Genomic DNA, 21,363 nt, shown 5'->3' with positions numbered 1-21,363 from the left:
ACTGGATTCCGGCCTTCGCCGGAATGACGCTGAGGCAAAACACACATCGGGCAAGATGTGTCCCTCTCCCCGAAGGCAGAGGGAGCTGCAGCTCAATGCTGCACCACCGGCAACTCATCCCACACCTTGGGATCTTCCGCACCCAACACCCACGCGCAGAACCCCTCCAGATCGTACTGCTTCACCACCGCATAGCGATCGCGAAAACTGTGCGCGTCAGGCATGAACACCCACTCGCGCATATCGTCGCGATAGAAGTAGAACCAGGACTCGTGCTCCACCGGGTCCCACTGCACCTGGGCTTTCTGCTCCTGGATCAACGGCATCGACTCGTCTGCATCGATATACGTGGCCGAGATATTGGAAGCTTCGGTGCCGTCATCGCGCACGGGATTACCGGTGTACCAGCGATAGCCATACAGCGCGATGCCGAGCGACAGTTTTTCCTTGGGCACCAGCGTCAACGCGTACTTGAGCTGATCGAGCACCCACGGCATGCCATCGACCGGACCCGGCACAGTCCAGCGGGTGTGCTGGTCGTAGGTCATCAGGCAGATCAAGTCGGCATATTTGCCCAGTGCAGTCAGATCGTAGGCGCCGCGCCAGTATTGCCACATCCATTTGGAGAATTCTCCTGCGCCCGCGTGCCCTGGGCCATTGGGCACCACGGCAATTGAAAGCTTCAAGCCGTGCTTGTGCAGCGCTTCAGCCGTCTGCTTCACCAGCAAGGTGTAAGCATCGCGATCTGTCCAGGAGATGCTTTCGAAATCGAACTGGTAACCCGTGTAGCCATGCTCGGCCGCTTGCTGCACCATCGATTCGATCATGTGCTGCTTCGCGGTTTCGTCATGCAGCAGATCGTGGAATCCCTTGCGGCCCGCTGACATGGAAATGATCGGTGTCACTGGCAGCCGATGCTGCTTGGCGAGATCGAGCACATAAGCATTCGGCCCGCCGTTCACCAGGCCCTGAGCGTCTACGCCGTACCAGGTCGGTACCAGCAGGCCGATCTTGTCGATGTGCGCGACGAAGGAGTTGGTCGATTTCTGTGAGCCCATTAAATAGAACAGCGCCGTTGGCTGTTTCGCATAGGTCATGCTGCAGGCCAACGCTGCGGCAAGAAAGCAGGCAAACTTTTTCATGGTCACTTCGCCAGTTCAATGCGGTAGACATAGGCGTAGTCGCCTACCGGCTGCGAGGGCAGCGACACATGCAGACCATCCGCCTGTTGCTGCCAATCGACCGGCTTGCCATTCGCCACAAGGGTGACTGCACGCACGTGATCTTCCGGCTTGATCGAATGGATCACCGCCTTGCCGCCTTCCGGCCAACCAAGCTCGATGGCGTATAGCGCGCCGTCCTTGGTAGTGAAACGGAAATCCTCCGCCGTATACGGCTTGGTCTTGGTGTCCTGGAAGGTGCCGCCCACTACTTCGGTGGGACCTTCGCCGAAGGTCCGCCATGGCTTGCTACCGTAGATCGCATCGCCGTTAGTCTTCAGCCAGCCGCCCATCGCGAGCAGGATCTTCTGCGCATCTTCCGGAATGGTGCCGTCCGAACGCGGGCCGATATTGAGCATCAGGTTGCCGTTCTTGCTGACCACATCCGCCAATAGGTGAATGAGTTCCTTCGGCGACTTGTAGGTATCGCCCTTGATGTAACCCCAAGAGGTGTTGCTGATAGAAGTATCGGTCTGCCAATGCGCCTGCTGGATGCCGGTAAGCTGTCCGCGTTCGATATCCAGTGTGCCGGCATTCTCGTCAAAATCACCCTGCTTGTAGTTGACCACCACGCCACCGCGCGTCGCACCCTGGTTGTAGTAGTACGCCAGCATCTTCGGCAACGTGTTGCGGAAGGTGGGATGGCCGATCCACCAGTCGAAATAGATCAGGTCCGGGTGATAGTTGTCGATCAGCTCGGCGGTGCGCGCGAGCCAATCATCCAGCCAGACTTGCGAGACGTAGGTCCAGTCGTTGTAGAGGTCTTCGTCCTTCTTCGCCAAATGTGCTTCCGCGGGGCCATACAGGCCGGCATAGCGCGGATCGTTCACATCGGAATCAAACTTGCGCCCGCCATCGAAGAACCAATCGTGCTCGGCGCGATGCGAGGACACGCCGAAATGCAGCCCCTCGCCGCGCACGGCCTTTTCCAGCTGACCGATCACGTCGCGATGCGGCCCCATCTTTGCGGCCGTCCATTCCGAGAGCTTCGAGTCGTACATGGCGAAGCCGTCATGGTGCTCCGCTACCGGCACGACGTAGCGCGCTCCGGCTTCTTTAAATAATTTTGCCCAAGCTTGCGGATCGAAATGCTCCGCCTTGAACATGGGAATGAAATCTTTGTAGCCGAATTTCGACTGCGGACCGTAAGTGGCTACGTGGTGCGCATAATCCGGCATGTTCTGCTGATACATGTTGCGCGAATACCACTCGCTGCCGAACGCCGGCACCGAATACACGCCCCAGTGAATGAAGATGCCGAACTTGGCATCGTCGTACCACTGCGGCGCGCTGTATTGCTGCAGCGACGTCCAGTCTGCGCGGAACGGCCCGTCATTCATATGCTCGGCAACGCGCGAGAGTATCGCCTGGCGCTGCGGCGCAAACTTGGCGGTGGCCTTCTGCCAGGCAAGGTCGGCGTCCTTGGGAGAAAGAGTCTTCGCAGTAGGCGCAGTGGGAGATTGCTGAGCAGTGGCAATACCTGCTGCACATGCCAAGGCAACGCCAAGATAGAACAAAGACCGTTTCATGCTCGACCCTCTCCCGCTGTGGTGTGAATGATCCATCATGCCAGCAACACGCACGATGACAAACAACGTAGTTTGGGATGCAAACCCCAACCTACTGTCCCTATCGCCCTCCCCAAAGTGATAAGGACATTCAATAAAAAAAACCGATCGCGGCAGTAAGGGGAAGGTCACTGTCCGCGATCGGTACTGCGAAAACTTATAGCTTGAAGTTCACACCGAGCGAGAACGTACGGCCGTTCTTGTACATACCAATCGGTGCGTACTTCACGCCGTTGTACCAGTAGTACGTGGAATCCAGCAGGTTGGTCGCGCTAGCCGTCACGCCCATCCAATTGTTGACCTGATAGCCCACAGTGAAATCCAGTTCCTTGTACGCGTCGGCAAACACTTCCGAATCCAGGCGACCGATCTGCGTGAAGTAGGCCGAACGCCGGCTGTAGTTGACACGCGCCGACCACGGACCATGCTCGTAGTACGGAATGATGTTGATCGTGTCACGCGACAGGTACGGCATGTTGTAGCCGTTGGTGGTGTTGGCGTGCGCGTAGGTGAAGTTGGTCTGCACACCAAAGCCAAGGCCAAGGTCCTGCTGGTACAGCAGCGAGATGCCGCGAACGTCGGCATTGGCCGCGTTGAATGGCCTGGTGACACTGTAGGTCGCGCTCTGGCCAGTAGTGGCGTCGTACAGCACCTCATCGTCGGTCTTGGAAATGATGTAGGTGCCGATGTGGCGGTAGAAGAACTCCGTGGACAGCAAGCTGGTTGGCGCGAAATACCATTCTGCGGAGAAGTCGAAATTGGTGGACTGGTATGGCCTCAGGTTTGGATTACCGCCGCTGGCCGTGTGCTGGCTGTCGTCGATGCTGTAGTCACCGGCAAGATCGGAGTAACGCGGACGCGCGATCACCTTCGAAGCAGAGAAGCGCAGCACCTTGTCGCTGGCTAGATCGTAGATCAGGTTGAAGCTGGGCAGCGGTTTCTTGAAGCTGGAGTTCGCCGTTGCCGGCCCCCAGGTCTGGCCGCCGTCAGTGCTGTTCCAGTAATCGGCCGTGTCCTTGGTGTCGACATACCGAACACCAACATTGCCGCGCAGACCGATGTCGCTCTTGAAGTTGAGCTGCGCGTACACGTCCTTGGTTACTTCCTGCACGCCGAACGAGGAGCCGTAGTCGATGTGGTAGGCACCCTGCGGTAGCGACTTCAGATAGCTCTGCACGTCGCCAAGATCGGCCGTCGCCCAGCTGGTGAGGTTGCCGCTAGCGCCCAGGCCGCTGAACAGGCCGTTCGGCGTACCACCTGGGTTGAACTGCGTCAGCGAAATATCGCTGGTCGCGAAGATCGAATTGCCGTAAGCATTGCTGTTGTTGTGATGGTCAAGGTACTTGGCACCGAGTTGCAGCGAGCTCAACGGCCCCCAGGTCAGATCACGCGTCGCATCGAACTGTGCATAGGCTTCGCGGTCGCCAGTGCGCGAATAGTAGATGCCACCGGCCTGCTGCCCAGCCTTCAAACCCCAGTTGCTCGCGCTCGCGTTGTCGTAATTGACGCTGGTGTTCACGCCGTTATACGCGAAGTTGTAACCGCCCGACTGCAGCAGATACTTCATCAAATACTCTGGATCCTTGCCGCCGGTGGCGCTGGTGTAGCCCACCTGGCTTTCGAAGGTCCACAGATCGCCGTAGTAGTCGTGCTTGAGGTTGAGGCTCTTGGTATCGACGTGGGTCTTGCGATAATTCGCGTCCAGTTCGGCATACGGCTGACCGTTGCCGGTATTGGCCGATACCACCGCAGAAGTGATGTAGCCATTGTTCTGCGTAAGGCTGGTGATCTTGTTCAGATCGCCACAACCCGGGCACACGTACTCTGACTCACTGTAGTTGTTGTACGTGCCCTTGATGTAAAGGCCGGTGAGGTTGAATTCGTTCTTGTCGTTCGGACGCCACTGCAACGCGCCTTGGATGCCGTTGCGCTCACGCGTCTGCTGAAAGTATGAACTGTTGATACCCACCGGCAGCTTGTCGGTCGCGACGTTACCACTGCCGCTGGCGCTGGCCGTACTGGGAATGCCGCTACCGGTGGTGTAGCCGAAGAACTCAATACCCGCGCGCGACAGATTTTCTTTGTCGTGCGTGACCGAGACCAGTGCGCCGAACGTATCGCTACTGTTCTTCCAGCTGTATAGCAGCGATGCACGCGGATTGCCCTGCCCCGAGCGATCGTTGTAGTTGTAGCCCACCGATCCACGCAGTGTGTTGGATGGCAAATCGAGAGGCTTGCGGGTGTGGATGATCACCGTGCCACCGATGCTGCCTTCATCGATGCGCGACTCGGGCGATTTGTACACCTCCATCTGGTCGATGATTTCCGGCGACAGCAGCGTGTAGTTGAACGTGCGGCCACTGGTATCGGTGGGGTTGCCGCCCCAATCGCCCGACGCGATGGTCTGCCCGTTGAGCAGCACGCGGTTCAACGCCGGATCCGTGCCGTTGATGCTTACCTTCTCGCCTTCGCCGAACTGGCGATCCACCGTGATACCAGGAAGGTGCGACAGCGATTCGGCTGCATTGGTATCGGGGAACTTACCGATATCCACTGCGCTGATGGCATCCACGATGGCGCCCGCTTCGCGCTTGATGTTCAGTGCCTTATCCAAGCTACCGCGATAACTCGTGACAGTGATCGTCTGCAATGTCTTGGCTTTTTCCTTTTGCGTTTGCGTTTGTGTTTTCGCGGTGTTTTCGCCCGCCGCACTTTGCGTGGATGCCGACGTATCCTGCGCTTGCGCAACAGCGACGAGGTTCAATCCAATAAGAATGCTCAACCCTAAAACAGACCTGCGGAATACCATCATTAACTCTCCCCGAGTTAAGTACTGCCGTTTTTGTTGATCCAGACTTTCCGAGTGTCCCCGCAACAACCTCAGAGGTCTGGCGAAAAAACTGCATCGTTGAAATCGATGCAGGGTTTACGCTCGTCTCCCATACGAGCGTCGGTATCGATATGCGTGTTCCAGTGCCAGCTGGCTGCGCCCATCACACCGTGATGGCCGTGGTCCATCACGCGAATCGGCAGGTTCTGCAAAAACGGACGCATCACGCCTTTGTCGAGAAAGCGCTCAAGCAATGGACTGCTGCGCATGAATTCGACCATCTGGAATAAAAAGCCACCCGCGAGATAAACACCGCCGGTGGCGCCGTAGAGCATGGAAAGGTCCGCCGCGAACGAACCCAGCCAGCCACAGAACAAGGTGAGCGCTTCGTGCGCGATCTCATCGCGACCCGCAAGCGCAGCCTGCGTCACCGCCGAAGGTTGATGCAGCGACGGATAGCGATCGTGGATCGCACACAATGCCGTATAGATGCGATGCAAGCCGGGACCTGACAGCACTGTCTCGTACGAAACGTGTGTATTCGGTTGCGCCAGTTGCGCAAGCACTTGTTGTTCCCTGCCGACGCGCGCAGCCAACTGCGTGTGGCCGGCTTCGGTCGCAATCACGCGCGCAGGTTGTCCTGGCAACCACACGGCGGCGCCCAAGCCGGTTCCCGGCCCGATCACGACAACGGGGCCCGCCTGCGCTTCGCGCGCCATCGGTACCTTCAACACCGCTGCACTGCCGGCCGCGCCATGTCCCACCGCATAAGCAAGCGCTTGCAGATCGTTGAGGAACCACACGTGATCCAGCGCCAGTTGCTGCTTCATGTTTTGCAGAAGCACCGGCCACACAAGGTTCTTGTTGATCACCGAACCGGCATGCACGTAGCCGGCGCAGGCCAGCACCAGTTCGCGCGGCTGCACCTCCAGTTCGACGCAGAAGCAACGGATGATGTCTTCCAGATGCGGATGATCTGCGCACCGATAGATTCGGTAAGCCGCCACCTTCGGCGCTTGGCCGGTGGCGCGTGTCATCAACGCGAGGCGGGCATGCGTACCGCCGATGTCGGCGGCCAGAAAGCTGTCATCGCAGCTATTTGCGGGGACCGGGTTGGCCAGGACGGATCGTTGGCGAATCGATGAAGCCTTTAGCAACGCGGTCGTGGCCATGCCCGTCACGCCCCGGAAGCCAGCGCAAGACCGGGCGAAACGGCTTTTTGGCAGGTGTTTTCTGGCGAAAACCGCATACGGCAGCCCCTCTTCCCGATTTCTGACCCGACATGCAAAAGCGATCCAGATCGCCAGCATGTTCATTAGCGAAATGAAATTTCATATATGTTTTAGATCGAGAGAAATCCAAATGCAACAACTTTTTTCGATTGGCCCACCAGGACAATTAAGGCACCTATGAATCAATTGTTTATATATACACAGATGAAAAGATGCGCGATGATGCGCAAAAGCGGGGCGGCAAAAGTGCGGAATCGCCTTGCCGTAGGGTGATTTAGCGGGGCATCGTGAGGACGAATGTCGGTATCAACGACCAAGCCGTATGGCGCTGAAGCCAGCACGCGGAAACATGCCTGGCTGGCCTCGCAGCTGTCCTTCGGCGGCGCGCCGATCGGAAACCTGTACGAATCGGTGGACGATGCATCTGCTACCACCACCATCACGCACGCGTGGCAGCGCGGCATCCGGCATTTCGATACCGCCCCCTACTACGGTTATGGTCTGAGCGAAACGCGGATCGGTGATGCATTGAGCGAAATGCCGCGCGAAAGCTTCACGCTGTCGACCAAGGTCGGTCGCCTTATCGAAGACGACGCGCAGCAGAACAGTCATGCCGACGGTTTTATCGTGGATGGCCATCGTGCACGCTTCGACTACAGCCGCGACGGTGTGCTGCGTTCGTTCGAAGCCAGCCTGCAACGTTTGCGTACCGATCACATCGACGTGCTGCTGCTGCACGATATAGGCGAGCTCACGCATGGCGAAAGCCATGCAGCCATCCTGCGCCAGGCGCTGGACGAAGCACTGCCTGCCATGGCGGAGCTGCGCGCGCAGGGAGCATGCAAAGCGATCGGCATCGGGGTGAACGAAGAAGACGTATGCCTGGACGTGATGCCGCGCTTTCCACTCGACGTGATCATGCTGGCCGGACGGTATACGTTGTTCGAACAAGCACAAAGCCAACGCGTGATGGCGCGCGCGCAAGATGGCGGCGTGGCCATTCTGGCGGCGGGACCGTATAACTCCGGCCTGCTCGGGGGCGCACAAGGCCCAGGGAAGTTCTACAACTACGCGCCCGCCGATGAGGCAACTATCGCGCGTGCGCAACGGTTCTACGAAGTGCTCGCTCGCACGCGCACCGATGTCGGTGCGGCAGCTCTGCAGTTTCCGCTGGCGCACCCGGCGGTGGCGAGCGTGGTATGCGGGCTGCGCTCGATCGCAGAAGTCGACCAGGCCGCCGCACGCCTGCAAGCAAGCATTCCTGCCGAAGCATGGCACGCACTGCACGATGCAGGCCTGCTGCAGGAGGGAGTTCCCACTCCATGATCATCGTCGACGCCCATCAGCATTACTGGCAGCCGACGCGCGGCGACTATGGCTGGCTTCCACAGGCACCGGCATCCCTGCAACGGGCGTTTCTACCGGAACATCTTCGCGAACAACGCAAGGCTGCCGGCGTGCAATACAGCGTGCTGGTGCAAGCCGCTCCCACCGAGGAAGAAACGCGTTATCTGTTCGAGCTGGCGCATGAAGATCCATCCGTCGTTGGGGTGGTGGGCTGGGTCGATATGGAAGCTGCCGATGTGGGAACACGCATCGATGCACTGATTCGCGATGGCCAAGGCTTGCTGTGCGGACTGCGTCCGATGGCGCAGGACCTTGCCGACCTCGATTGGCTGGCACGGCCTTCGCTCGATCGCGCCTTCGATTGCATCCAGGATTGCGGCCTCACCTTTGATGCGTTGGTGGACATGCGCCAGCTCCCTGCCCTGTTGCGTCGTCTACGCCGGCATCCGCAGTTGAGCATCGTGCTCGACCATGCGGGCAAACCCTCCATCAGCGACGGTCGCTTCGATCAATGGACCAGTTGGATCGACGAACTGGCCCAGCATCCGTCTTTGCACTGCAAGCTTTCCGGCTTGCTCACGCTGCTGGGCGAACCGGTGCACGAAGACGCCATCGAGCCTTATGTCGCCGATCTGTTTTCGCACTTCGGCCACGAGCGCTTGATGTGGGGCAGCGATTGGCCGGTGCTCACCACGCATGCCGATTACGCGCATTGGTTGCAGGTAGCCATGACGCTCACCGAACGCTATGCAGCCGGCTCGCAGGCAGATGTGTTTGCCGCCAATGCCGTGCGCTTTTATGCGCTGGATGTCGATCTACACAGCTTTGCCCCCTCTCCCCTCCGGGGAGAGGGTCGGGGTGAGGGGCCAACCTCGCCTGGTGCTTCACCAGAACGTGGCGCCAAAAAAGCGGCTCTCTCGCAAGATCGCCCCCTCACCCTAACCCTCTCTCCGGAGGGGAGAGGGAATCCGCATCAGGAGAAGAAAAACCATGACTGAGCGTCTTTCCGGCAAATATGCATTGATCACCGCAGCGGGCGCAGGTATTGGCCGTGCCACCGCCCTCGCCTTCGCGAAAGAAGGCGCCAAAGTGCTTGCCACCGACATCAACGCCGACGCGCTGGCAAGCCTCGCCGCCGAGCACGCATCCATTACCACCCGCACGCTCGACGTAACGAAGGTGGAACAAATCCAGACGCTGGTGCGCGAAAGCGGCCCGTTCGACGTGCTGTTCAACTGCGCCGGCTACGTGCACGCGGGCACGATCCTGGATACCGACGAAGCGAGCTGGCAGCGTTCTTTCGCGATCAACGTCGACAGCATGTTCCAGCTGTGCAAAGCAGTGCTACCCGGGATGCTTGAACGCGGCAAGGGCAGCATCATCAACATGTCTTCCGTGGCGTCCAGCATCAAGGGCGTACCCAATCGCTTCGCTTACAGCACGACCAAGGCGGCAGTGATCGGCCTGACGCGTTCGATTGCCGCCGATTTCGTTGCGCGCGGCGTCCGCTGCAATGCGATCTGCCCAGGTACGGTGAAAACCCCATCGCTCGGCGATCGCGTGCGTGCACTGGGCGGCGATGAAGAAGCCAATTGGCGCAGCTTCGTCCAGCGCCAGCCGATGGGTCGCCTGGGCGAGCCCGAAGAAATCGCCGCGTTGGCGCTTTATCTCGCCTCCGATGAATCCGCTTTCACTACCGGCACCGTGCACGTCGTGGACGGCGGCTGGTCCAACTGAAGTACAAGAGCGAACACCATGAAACTCGTACGCTATGGCACGGCTGGCAAAGAGAAGCCCGGCCTTATCGACGCAGACGGTGCCTTGCGCGATCTGTCTTCCGTCGTCCACGACATCGACACGCAAGCACTCAGCCGCGAAGGTCGCGCGCGCTTGGCTGCCATCGATCCGCAAAGCTTACCGCTGGTATCCGGCGAGCAGCGTTACGGCGCACCTGTCGCGCACGTAAGCAAGTTCATCTGCGTCGGCTTGAACTACAGCGAGCACGCGGCTGAAACCAACGCGCCGATTCCGGAACAGCCGATCCTCTTCATGAAGGCCACCAGCGCCATCATGGGGCCGAATGACGATGTGATCATTCCGCAAGGTTCGGTCAAGACCGACTGGGAAGTGGAGCTAGGCGTGGTGATCGGCGAAACCGCGCGCAGCGTCAGCGTGGAACAGGCGTTGGATTATGTGGCCGGTTACGTGGTGGTGAACGATCTTTCCGAGCGCGAATTCCAGCTCGAACACGGCGGCCAGTGGGTGAAAGGCAAAAGCTGCGACACCTTCGGTCCCATCGGTCCATGGCTGGTGACCACCGACGAAATACCCGATCCGCAAAACTTGAGCCTATGGCTGGAAGTGAACGGACACCGCTACCAGAACGGCAACACGCGCACGATGATTTTCGGCGTAGCGCAGCTGGTGAGCTACATCAGCCGCTACATGACGCTGCTGCCCGGCGACGTGATCAGTACCGGCACGCCCTCAGGTGTGGGTCTTGGCCAGAAGCCGCCGACGTATCTACGTCCCGGCGACACCATCGAACTGGGTATCGACGGACTGAGCACGCAGCGCCAGCACGTTCTCGCGCATCACAACGATCAATAACTTCATGAAATCTCGCTTCCCACATTCCAAGGATGCAAGGACGATCACTCGATGACGAAGATCACCGCGCTCGACACCTACGATATTCGCTTCCCTACGTCGCGCGAACTCGACGGCTCAGATGCGATGAACCCCGATCCGGACTATTCCGCTGCGTACGTAGTGATGCGCACGGATCAACCCGGTCTGGCCGGCTACGGCCTCGCCTTTACCATCGGCCGCGGCAATGACGTGCAGAAAGCCGCCATCGATGCGTTGGCCGATCACGTAGTCGGGCTTCATCTCAATGAAGTGATCGAAGACCTCGGCGGCTTTTCGATGCGCATGGTTGGCGACTCGCAACTGCGCTGGCTGGGTCCCGAGAAAGGCGTGATGCACATGGCGATCGGCGCGGTGGTCAATGCCGCGTGGGATCTTGCTGCACGCGTCGCTGGCAAGCCGCTGTGGCGTTTCATCGCCGAGATGACGCCCGAAGAGATCGTCGCCACCATCGATTTCCGCTATCTCACCGATGCGCTGACGCCCGAAGAAGCGCTGGCCATCTTGCACGCCGCTGCGCCCGGCAAAACCAAACGCATCGAGCAGTTGCTGGCTGAAGGCTATCCGGCCTACACCACCTCGCCCGGCTGGCTGGGCTACTCCGACGAAAAAATGCAGCGCCTGGCGCGCGAAGCCGTGGCTGCAGGCTTCCGCACCATCAAGCTGAAAGTGGGCATGAACGTGGAAGATGACGTGCGCCGTTGCCGACTGGCGCGCGAAACCGTGGGTCCGGACATTGCCATCGCGGTGGATGCCAATCAGCGCTGGAACGTACCCGACGCGATTGCATGGCTGAAGCGCCTGACCGACGTACAACTGGAATGGGTGGAGGAACCGACCAGCCCGGACGACGTGCTTGGTCACGCCGCTATCCGTCGTGCAGTAGCACCTGTACCGATTTCCACCGGCGAGCACACGCAGAACCGCGTCATGTTCAAGCAGCTGTTCCAGGCTGACGCTGTCGACTTAGTGCAGATCGATGCGGCGCGTGTTGGTGGCGTCAATGAAAACCTCGCCATTTTGCTGCTCGCCGCCAAATATGGCGTGCGCGTGTATCCACATGCCGGCGGTGTAGGCCTGTGCGAGCTGGTGCAGCATCTGGCGATGGCCGATTTCGTGGCGATCACTGGCAAGAAAGAAGATCGCGCGATCGAATTCGTCGACCACCTGCACGAGCATTTCGTGGATCCGGTGGTGATTCGCAACGGTCACTACATCGCGCCGAAAGCACCTGGTTTCTCGGCGCAGATGCATGCGGATACCTTGAAGCAATATAGCTATCCGGATGGGCCGGTTTGGTGTGAGCCTGTGGATGTCGCGAAGGCGTGATTGAAAGTCATGTCTCGCCGTCATCAAGCTTCCTGAGTGAGTCCCTCTCCCTTCGGGAGAGGAGCCTGCCCTCGACTCGATCGGGGGTGCCGAGAGGCGGGTGAGGGTTCGGGCGAAGCGCGGCGCTGATTTCTCGTGCAAGTTTTACTATCACGCGCTGGTCGTACCCTCACCCCAACCCCTCTCCCGGAGGGAGAGGGGCTTGTGCTGCATACTTTTCCGGAACAGCAATACGCCTTCGCCGGGATGACAACACGCTCCGATTGAGGTCCGAAAACCATGACCCCGCCCATCACCAACGTTGCCGATCTGCGCGAACTTGCAAAGCGTCGCGTACCACGCGCGTTTTTCGAATACGCCGATCGCGGCTCGTACGATGAAGTCACGCTGCGCGCCAATCGCGCCGCGTTCGAACGGATCGCCTTGCGTCAACGCGTGATGTGCAACGTGGACAACCGCTCGCTGGCCACAGACATCATCGGCCAACCGGCGTCGATGCCACTTGCGATCGCGCCAACCGGGCTTACCGGATTGCAGCACGGCGCCGGCGAAATCCTCGGCGCACGCGCAGCGGAGAAAGCGGGTATTCCGTTCTGCCTCAGCACCATGTCGATCTGCTCGATCGAACAGGTGCGCGCCGCGGTGGCAAAGCCCTTCTGGTTTCAGGTCTATGTAATGCGCGATCGAGGCTTCACGCGCGACTTGATCCAGCGCGCCAAGGCGGCCGAATGCTCCGCCTTGATGCTTACCGCCGACCTCACCATCCAGGGTCAGCGTCACCGCGAAATCAAGAACGGCCTTTCGGTACCGCCCAAGATCACCCTGCGCAACATCCTCGACATGGCCAGCAAGCCGCGCTGGGCATGGAGCATGCTGCACGCACCGAGCCGCTCGTTCGGCAACCTGCAAGGCCGCATCGATAACACCGACAGTCTGACCACCCTCGCTCAATGGATCGCCAACCAGTTCGATCCCACGCTGGAATGGAAGGACCTGGAATGGATTCGTGAGCTATGGCCCGGCAAGCTGATCATCAAAGGCATTCTCGATGCACGCGATGCACGCATTGCTGCCGATCACGGCGTTGACGCCATCGTTGTTTCCAATCACGGCGGCCGTCAGCTCGATGGCGCCCCCGCCACTATCGACGTGCTCCCATCTATCGTGCAAGCCGTCGGCGATCGCACCCAAGTGCTGTTCGATAGCGGCCTTCAAAGCGGCCAGGATTTGCTCAAGGCCCTCGCGTGCGGCGCACGTGCGGGATTGATCGGCAAAGCCTTTCTCTATGGACTGGGCGCTATGGGCGAAGCGGGCGTGACCAAGGCTATCGAGCTGATTCGTCGCGAACTCAGCGTAAGCATGGCCCTGACTGGGCAGAAAGACGTGCGCGATATCTCACCCGACATCATTTGGCGCAAACCGTAGGTTGGGTTAGCGAAAGCGTAACCCAACATTGGCGTACGGTATTGTTGGGTTACGCTTCGCTAACCCAACCTACGATTAGCATCAGATTACCGCTAGCGCTTCCTTCAACGAAAAGATGCGCCCCATCGGCACCCACTTCTGTCCAGCTTCCGCCCACGGCAATCGCTGCTGATAGCGATCCATCAGCTGTTCCCAATCCTGCGTCTTGGCATCGGATTCTGATTCGCGCTTGGCAGAGGGAACATGGTTATCGGCCATCTTCACTACCATCACCAGACGATTACCGGTACGGAAGATTTCCATGTCTTCGATGCCTGCCGCGCGAATCGACGTAACGATTTCCGGCCAGATGATGCCAGGCCGGTGCCAGTGCTCGTATTCGGCAATGGCGGCGGCATCGTCCTTCAGATCGAGTGCGTAGTAATAGCTCTGCATTAGCCCACACTCTCCGCAGTGCGGCGTCGTTGCCATGAGAACCAGGCGATGACGGCGAAGCAAAATGCGGGAACGACCATAGCATCCGCAATGGTGGAATGATCGGATACGGCGCCCATGGCCGCCGTGAGCACTGCGCCGCCGATGATGGTCATCACCAGCATCGCCGAGCCGAGCTTGCGTTCGTCATCGCCGCGCCCGGCTACACCCAGCGCGAAGATGGTCGGATACATCACGGACATGAAGAAGCTGCAGGCGGCCAGTGCGCAAGCGCCGCTCAGCCCTGGCACGGCCAAGGCGTAAAGCATCAGCACCACGTTGATCGCGGCGAACGTCATCAACAAGCGCACTGGTGCGGCATATTTCATCAGCGCAGCGCCCGCAAAACGACCGAGCATGAAGCACACCAGTTCAGCCGTAAGAAAGTTGGCGGCTTCACGATGCGAGGTACCCGGCATGGAGGCCTGCACGTAGCGGATGGTGTAACTCCACACGCCTACTTGTGCGCCTACGTAGAAAAACTGCGACAGCAATGCGCCGACGAACGACTTGTCGCGCAGCAATCTGCCCATCACGCCGCCATCCACAGCCGCGCTTGCCGTGGCGGCGTGCGCAGTGATCGGCCGTGGGAAACGGGTCGCCAGAATCAGCAGCGCCCAGCACAGCACTACGATGCCGATCACCAGATACGGCCATTGCACCGCATGGGTTTCGCTGACGTAATACGCCGCACGCTCCGCTTGGCTCATCGCTGCGATTTGTTCCGGCGTGTGTTCCACGCCTGAAAAGATGAAGTGTTGGCCGATCAGAATGCCGGTGATCGAACCCAAGGGATTGAATGCCTGCGCCCAGTTGAGGCGACGCGTGGCCGTGTCCGGCGAGCCCAGCAAGGTCACGAAGGGGTTGGCCGAGGTTTCCAAAAAGGCCAAGCCGCTGGCGATCACGAACAGCGCGAACAAGAACATGCCGTAAGTGGCCATTTCTGCCGCAGGCCAGAACAGCAAGGCGCCGATGCTGTATAGCGCCAGCCCGAAGATCACCGCGCTCTTGTAACCGAAGCGGCGCATGTAGATGCCGGCCGGCATGGCGATCAGGAAGTAGCCGAGATAGAACGCGCTCTGCACCAAACCTGCACGGAAATCGCTGAGTACGAACGCCTTCTTGAACTGGGCGATCAGCACGTCATTGAGGTTGTTCGCCGTGCCCCAGAGGAAGAACAGGCTGACGATCAGCACCAGCGGTAGCCAGGCGCGGCGCGTTTCCTCAGCGCCGACCACCGGCATCGGGGAATGTTGTGTTGCAGTCTGTACTTCCACCCGCTTCTCCTACGATAGGCCCCGGGCCGCCATACGCGGCCTGTGGACGAGGCCCTCCCCGCGTGACGGCCTCGTCCATTTGTGCAAATATGAAACAGCTATTCATTGATAGCACAAGTCGCGCCGCAACATGGCCATCGGGAGTTTGGGCAAGATGGCACGATCAGTCCAATCGACAAGGGGGAAGCCATGCCGAATCAGACACCTAAATACCGTGCGCCTGCGCTCGACAAGGGGCTGGATATTCTGGAACTGCTAGCCGGCTCCAATCGACCGTTGAGCATCGCCGAGATTTCTGAAGGCGTGGGCCGCTCGCGCGGCGAAATCTTCCGCATGCTGCAGGTACTGGAAGAGCGCGACTACATCGCACGCGGCGAAGGGGATGTCGGTTACTCGGTCACACCCCGGCTGTTCCGGCTCGGCATGGAGCAACCCCCGGTCAAGAGCGCCATCGAGACGGCGCTGCCGGTAATGCACCGGCTGGCGGACGCCTGTGGCCAAGCCTGCCATCTGGTGGTGCCATCCGGCGAGCAGATCGTGGTGGTGGCACGCGTGGATCCGCCGGGTGAGGTCGCCCTGGTGGTGCGCGTGGGCCATCGTCGCCCGATGTCCCAGTCCACGTCGGGCCACGTGCTGCTGGCCTTCCAGGAAGAACAGACACGCGAACGCTGGCTGGATCTGATCGCCCGCTTCGAACCCGCGCTGGATCGCAAAAAGCTGGTTCGTCTGGTGAGCCAAATACGTACGCGCGGTTATGCCTGCGAAAAGAGCCATGTCGTGGATGCGGTCACCGACCTTTCCGCACCCGTACTGCAGCACGGTGCTGCGGTGTGCACGCTCACCATTCCCTATATCGAACAACATGCGCAGACCATGGACGACGTGATCGCCGCCCTGCTCCGCGCCACCGGCGAAATTTCCGAAGCGCTGCAATTCGGATCGCCTTCGCGTAGTAGCTGAAATCTCTACACCAACATGCACTATGACGATCCCTCTTCCTTCGGCCGTCATTCCCGCGAAAGCGGGAATCCATTGTCGCTTGTCGTCCAAGAGCAAGATGGATTCCCGCTTTCGCGGGAATGACGGCGAGGCAAGAAAAAGCATTACGCGATTGATAAACCCCACAAGAAAACGAGCTCTACAACAATGCTGATACGCCGCGCTCTGCTGGCCGCCGCCCTGGCCCTTTCCTTCTTCACCGGTGACGTCGCCGCGCAGAACTTCGCCGACGTGAAACCTTCGCCACAGCAAACGCATTGGCAAGATCTCGAATTTGGCGTGATCGTGCACTTCGGCACCAACACGTTTCTGGATCGCGAATGGGGCGACGGCACTGCTGACCCGAAGGTGTTCAATCCCGACCATGTGGATCCCGATCAGTGGGCGCGTGCAGCCAAATCTGCAGGCGCGAAATACCTGCTGCTGGTAGCCAAGCATCATGATGGTTTCGCGCTGTGGCCCACGGAGCAAAGCCCCTATTCCGTCAAGGCGAGCCCTTGGTTGGGTGGCAAGGGCAATCTGGTGCAGATGACTTCGGAAGCGGTGCGCAAGGAAGACATGGATTTCGGCATCTACCTGTCACCATGGGATCGCCATGAACCGCGCTACAAGGATTCGGCCGCCTACGACAAGTTCTATATGGCGCAAATGGACGAGCTCGTGCAGAGCTACGGACCGCTGGTGGAATGGTGGCTGGACGGTGCCGGCAGCGCGGGCCATGTCTACGATTTCAAGAAGTACATGGAAGAACTGCGTACGTACCAATCCAACACGATGGTCTTCGCAGACGTGGCGTTGTTCGGCTACGGCGACATCCGCTGGGTGGGTCAGGAAGACGGTCATATCCGCGGCGAAAACTGGAACGTAATCGACCGCCACGCCGAATTGCGCTGGCGTCCGGTGGAAGTAGATACGCCCCTGCACAAGCTGGAGTGGTTCTGGCATCCAGACAGCGACAAGACGCTCAAGAGCGTGGATGAGCTGATGGATATCTGGGAGAACAGCGTGGGCCGCGGTGGCCAGTTGATGCTGGGCCTGGCGCCGAATCGCCATGGCCTGTTGCCCGACGCAGACGTGAAGCGCTTGAAGGAATTCGGTGATGCGCTGCAGGCTCGCTATGGCGCAGACAAAAATCTGGTGCGCAAGCACACGTTCACCGATGCGAATACCACCGCTGCGCTGGATGGCGATCGAGACACGTTCTGGTCAGCGCAGGAAGGTTCGCGCAACGCTGTGCTCGAGGTGGATTTCTCGCAGCCCATCACGTTCGATCATGCGCTCACGATGGAATGGCTGAACGACGGTCAGTGCGTGCAGAAGTACGCGGTGGAAGCATGGGTCAACGGCGCCTGGATGACGATTACGAAAGCCGAAGCGATCGGCCATATGAAGATCGATCGCTTTGCACCGGTGACCGCGGCCAAGGTTCGACTGAACATTCTTTCGAGCGCGTGCACGGCGCGGATTCGGGAGTTTCAGCTGTTTGATGTTGGGCAGCGTCGGTAACGTCTTCTAGGCGACACGAACCCACACACACTTTTGGGGTGCCCTACCGTACTTCACCGTCATTCCGGCCTTCGCTGGAATGACGGTGAGGCAAGGTCCAGCCAGTTGGACACTAGACCACGTGGCAAGTCCCCCTCGCGGCAGCCCGCAACATGCGACATCCGTCGCATTACAAGCTGAGAAAACAAAGGATTAATTGTGAAGAAAGGCCAGTTCACGGCTTTTCTGTCAGAATCCTGGCTCACAATCGGCGCGCGATAGCCTTCCAGCGCCGCCGAACGGGGAGATCCATTACAGGACACACGTTACGTCGCCAGGGTCAACAGGGCGTCGGCCTGTACGTTTCCTCTTTGTTAGCTTCTGTCATGGCGGTAGCGCGTGGACACATTGCACGTTCAAGCGATCAAGGCGACACCGGCGTCTGGATCCGATAGCCACTCAGGAGAGTTCGTTTCGCAGGATGCGCCCATGCTTTCACTCGTCGTTTGCACACTCGACGAGTTCGAAGCCATTGGCGGGGTATTACGCGAACTCGATCAGCATCTACAGGGCATCAGCCACGAAATCATCGTGGTGGACGACTCTGCCGATAACCGCACCGCCGACGTGGTGAACGCCTACGCCGCCGAGCACCCGCAGGTGCAATTGGTGCGCCGCTTCATGGCCAGCGGCCTTTCTTCCGCGGCAATCAAGGGCTGGGACGTGGCCAAGGGCCGTTACCTGGCGATCATGGATGGCGACGGGCAGCACGATCCGGCGCTGATCCGCATGCTGCTGGAAAAGCTGTCGAATCCGGACGTGGATGTCGCCGTGGCCAGCCGCTATCTGGACAGCACGCATTCGGGCCTGCAGGGCCTGCGCCACCAGCTCAGTCGCGCAGGCACCTGGCTGACCGACGTCACCCTTGGTGTGCCACTGGCCGATCCATTGAGCGGCTGCTTCGCGATGACACGCGAATGGTATACGCAAGTACGGCGCGACTTGTCTGGACTCGGCTTCAAGATCCTTATCGACGTGGTCGCGTCCGGTGCGAGAAAACCGCGCACCGCGCAGGTGCCGACGCTACTGCGCGCCCGCGCAGGTGGTGAATCCAAACTCGACACGCGCGTCGTCATCGACCTGATTGCGCTGCTGATCGAAAAGCGTACGCACGGTCGTTTTACCGCCTATGCATTCATGAGTGGCATGAGCATGGTGAGTGCGCTGATCATGCAGTGGCTTTCGCTAGGCGCATTGCGAGCGCTTTCGCTGCCGCTGTGGCTGACTCTGCTGTTGTCGACGGGCTTCGGCCTGGCTGGCCGCTTCGGTATAACCATGCTGATGACACCGCGCTCGCGGCGCCCGCGCAATGCGCCTGAGCTTCATCGTCAGTGGGTGACGTTCTGCCTCAACCGCTGGACTGATGTTCCGCTGATCACCTGCTTCGCCCTGGCACTATGCATCGCGCACTGTCCGTGGGCCATCGCCACCCTGGCTGGCGTATTGCTGGCAGAATCCCGCTATTACTTTGGAGTGAACGCGGGAGCGAGTGCGTGAATCAAGTGTTTCGGGCTCCGGCCCGCTGGCAGGCTGTTGTTTATGGATTGATCGCGCTGACTGCTTGCGCCGGAGCCTTCGCCGGGTTGTCCGCCAGCGGCTTGTGGATCGATGAGCTGTTCACCGTTTATCTGATTCATCACGACGGCGGCCTCGGCGAAGTGTTCCGCCGTGCACTGACGGATACGCATCCGCCGCTCTATTACTTTTTCCTGTACGCGTGGACACGTTTGGCCGGCCTGTCGGAATGGGCATTGCGTTTGCCCAGTGCGATCTTCGCCGTAGCATCCGTGGCCATCTTCGCGTTCGGTACGCGACGCGTGCTAAGCCGCACAGCTATCGCTTTCGCATGTGCAGTCGGCTCGGTATCCGAATTCTGGTTTGATCAAGCGCAAAATACGCGAAGCTATGCGCTGTGTTTCGCGCTATCCGCCGGTTTGCTGTCGCTCGCCCTTGCCTTCCGACACAGGGTACGGACGCGCGCGGATTTCCCCCTCGCACACTGGATCGGCCTGAGCGCACTTGGATTGGTCGCCAGCCTTACGCATGCCTATATGCTGCTGGCGCTGGGCATGGTGCTGGCGTTCCTGTTGCTTAGTGTGCCCTCATGGCGCATTCGCGCGGCGTTGGTGGTGACGGGGCTGGTGGTACTCGCGCTCAACGCCGCGTACTACAAGATGATGATCCACTCGTCCGAGCAGGATCTGCACAATCTCTGGTTTGGTAACAGTACAGGCTTCTTCAGGCAGCAAACCGTCTTTGCCTTCTACGGATTGATGCAGCGGCAAGTGATCATAGTGACCGTGCTGCTTATCCTGCTCGGCATTCGGCTGAAGATGGTCGGCGAGCCGTATTTCGTCCAAGACGAACATGACACGCGCTGGGCAACGTTGCTGGCCGGCTTCGTGCTGGTCGGCGTGACCCTCTGCGGCATCGGCGTGTCGCTGGCGGTTGCGCCTTCGTTCTCGGATCGCAACCTGCTTACTTGCGTGCCGTTCGCTTGGTTGCTGCTGGGACGTCTTTACGATGCAGCCGGGCCGCGCGGATACACGCGCGGCAGCATGGCGCTTGCCGCACTCGCGATGCTGCTGGTGGGCAGCTACTTGCTGCGCCTGCCTGGGCGTGAATTACCGCGCAGAGAGGCTTGGCGCCCGTCTGCGCAGTTCGTATCGCAGTTGCCTGGTTGCACGGGACAGCTGGTGCCGGCGATTCTGCCCTATCGTTTCGGCCATGCTTCGCCCTATTTCCGTGCACTCGCTGAGCATGACTTCTTCGGCTACTACATGCCGCAAGGTGCGCAGCTGCGCGCGTACATGCCGGCGGAACTGGCCGCTCGCCATCCCGTGGACGAACTGCCTCCTCTGCTGGCATCGCGTGCGGCCAATGCGGATACCGGTGGCTGCGCACTGTTGGGCTGGGGCATCCACGATATCGACGAATCGGCCGCCTTGAAGATTGCGCTGGATCTTGCACGCCAGCCGGGTGTTGCACCACGCCGGGTGCTGATGCAGGAATTCATTTCGTATCAGCCCAGGGGCGTAAAGTGGGACGACGTCGTGGACGGTTACGTGTATCTCGCCGTACCCAAGGCGACATCCGGTACGCATGCCATACCGCCAACTTCGCCGGATGTTCATCTAAGCAAGGAAAACGCCGCCGCGCTGGGCGACCGGGTGGTGGTCGAATACCTGAGTACGTATACGAATCCGACACAACCGGCCTATCTGGTCGACGTTTACGCGATCCAGCGCTGGGACTGGAAGAAGTCCGCGCACGAGCCGGTGCATCAGGATTTCGTGGCCGTGCAGCGTTTGACCTGCGATGCGCCGGTCACCAAGTCCAACTGGGATGTCTGGCCGGATCCCTCGTATCCCGGCTGCAGCGACCTGCCGCCACCGACGTCTGCCGGGAAACTCAGCGGCCAGCTATGATGAAAGCCTGAGCGGAACGCGTCCATTCCCGGAGAGCATC

The 21,363-nt window shown here is 59.7% G+C and carries 15 protein-coding genes and 1 pseudogene; 10 read left to right on the top strand and 6 right to left on the bottom strand.

What is annotated here, in order from left to right:
• Window positions 1–92: 92 nt before the first annotated feature.
• The 4 genes from QQJ86_RS19415 to QQJ86_RS19400 all read right to left on the bottom strand — a co-directional run bounded on the left by QQJ86_RS19415 (window position 93) and on the right by QQJ86_RS19400 (window position 6,790).
• Window positions 93–1,142, bottom strand: coding sequence for a glycosyl hydrolase family 18 protein (locus tag QQJ86_RS19415; protein ID WP_284322623.1), 1,050 nt, complete (start codon window positions 1,140–1,142; stop codon window positions 93–95).
• A 2-nt stretch (window positions 1,143–1,144) separates the two neighbouring features.
• A complete protein-coding gene (locus QQJ86_RS19410) occupies window positions 1,145–2,749 on the bottom strand; it encodes an alpha-L-fucosidase (protein WP_284322622.1) in 1,605 nt (534 codons plus the stop codon).
• A 196-nt stretch (window positions 2,750–2,945) separates the two neighbouring features.
• Window positions 2,946–5,597 (bottom strand): TonB-dependent receptor, encoded by a 2,652-nt coding sequence (locus QQJ86_RS19405; RefSeq protein WP_423372985.1) that lies wholly within the window; start codon window positions 5,595–5,597, stop codon window positions 2,946–2,948.
• A gap of 71 nt (window positions 5,598–5,668) precedes the next feature.
• A complete protein-coding gene (locus QQJ86_RS19400) occupies window positions 5,669–6,790 on the bottom strand; it encodes a glucokinase (RefSeq protein WP_284322620.1) in 1,122 nt (373 codons plus the stop codon).
• 357 nt (window positions 6,791–7,147) lie between these two features.
• On the opposite strand from QQJ86_RS19400, the gene QQJ86_RS19395 reads away from it, so the two are divergent.
• The 6 genes and pseudogenes from QQJ86_RS19395 to QQJ86_RS19370 all read left to right on the top strand — a co-directional run bounded on the left by QQJ86_RS19395 (window position 7,148) and on the right by QQJ86_RS19370 (window position 13,600).
• A complete protein-coding gene (locus tag QQJ86_RS19395; protein WP_284322619.1) occupies window positions 7,148–8,176 on the top strand; it encodes an aldo/keto reductase in 1,029 nt (342 codons plus the stop codon).
• Window positions 8,173–9,003, top strand: a pseudogene (locus QQJ86_RS19390) (amidohydrolase family protein); the annotation flags it as partial. The gene QQJ86_RS19395 and the pseudogene QQJ86_RS19390, both read left to right, overlap by 4 nt.
• A 184-nt stretch (window positions 9,004–9,187) precedes the next feature.
• A complete protein-coding gene (locus tag QQJ86_RS19385; RefSeq protein WP_284322617.1) occupies window positions 9,188–9,934 on the top strand; it encodes an SDR family oxidoreductase in 747 nt (248 codons plus the stop codon).
• Between the two features lie 18 nt (window positions 9,935–9,952).
• Window positions 9,953–10,807: a fumarylacetoacetate hydrolase family protein gene (locus tag QQJ86_RS19380; protein WP_284322616.1), complete on the top strand. Its 855-nt coding sequence runs from the start codon at window positions 9,953–9,955 to the stop codon at window positions 10,805–10,807.
• Between the two features lie 51 nt (window positions 10,808–10,858).
• Entirely contained in the window at window positions 10,859–12,175 is a 1,317-nt protein-coding gene (locus QQJ86_RS19375) for an L-fuconate dehydratase (protein WP_284322615.1), read from the top strand.
• A gap of 279 nt (window positions 12,176–12,454) precedes the next feature.
• Window positions 12,455–13,600: an alpha-hydroxy acid oxidase gene (locus tag QQJ86_RS19370; protein ID WP_284322614.1), complete on the top strand. Its 1,146-nt coding sequence runs from the start codon at window positions 12,455–12,457 to the stop codon at window positions 13,598–13,600.
• Between the two features lie 81 nt (window positions 13,601–13,681).
• On the opposite strand, the gene QQJ86_RS19365 is transcribed toward QQJ86_RS19370, so the two are convergent.
• Both QQJ86_RS19365 and fucP read right to left on the bottom strand, forming a co-directional pair.
• Window positions 13,682–14,035 (bottom strand): L-rhamnose mutarotase, encoded by a 354-nt coding sequence (locus QQJ86_RS19365; protein ID WP_284322613.1) that lies wholly within the window; start codon window positions 14,033–14,035, stop codon window positions 13,682–13,684.
• Entirely contained in the window at window positions 14,035–15,318 is a 1,284-nt protein-coding gene (gene fucP / locus QQJ86_RS19360) for an L-fucose:H+ symporter permease (RefSeq protein ID WP_284322645.1), read from the bottom strand. Before fucP ends, QQJ86_RS19365 begins: the two co-directional genes overlap by 1 nt.
• A gap of 222 nt (window positions 15,319–15,540) precedes the next feature.
• Between fucP and QQJ86_RS19355 the strand changes: the two genes are divergently transcribed.
• The 4 genes from QQJ86_RS19355 (at window position 15,541) to QQJ86_RS19340 (ending at window position 21,323) form a co-directional block, all read left to right on the top strand.
• On the top strand, window positions 15,541–16,311 hold the full coding sequence (locus QQJ86_RS19355; RefSeq protein WP_284322612.1) for an IclR family transcriptional regulator: 771 nt from the start codon (window positions 15,541–15,543) through the stop codon (window positions 16,309–16,311).
• Between the two features lie 186 nt (window positions 16,312–16,497).
• A complete protein-coding gene (locus QQJ86_RS19350; RefSeq protein ID WP_284322611.1) occupies window positions 16,498–17,856 on the top strand; it encodes an alpha-L-fucosidase in 1,359 nt (452 codons plus the stop codon).
• Between the two features lie 468 nt (window positions 17,857–18,324).
• Window positions 18,325–19,392 (top strand): glycosyltransferase, encoded by a 1,068-nt coding sequence (locus QQJ86_RS19345; RefSeq protein WP_284322610.1) that lies wholly within the window; start codon window positions 18,325–18,327, stop codon window positions 19,390–19,392.
• Window positions 19,389–21,323 carry a glycosyltransferase family 39 protein gene (locus QQJ86_RS19340; protein WP_284322609.1) on the top strand — a complete coding sequence of 645 codons (1,935 nt, stop codon included), beginning with the start codon at window positions 19,389–19,391 and terminating at the stop codon, window positions 21,321–21,323. Before QQJ86_RS19345 ends, QQJ86_RS19340 begins: the two co-directional genes overlap by 4 nt.
• Window positions 21,324–21,363: the final 40 nt, after the last annotated feature.

It is taken from the genome of Dyella acidisoli (assembly GCF_030160295.1).
Classification (GTDB): domain Bacteria; phylum Pseudomonadota; class Gammaproteobacteria; order Xanthomonadales; family Rhodanobacteraceae; genus Dyella_B; species Dyella_B acidisoli.
Note: the sequence above shows the minus strand (reverse complement) of the source record. Positions and strands in the feature narration are given on the sequence as shown.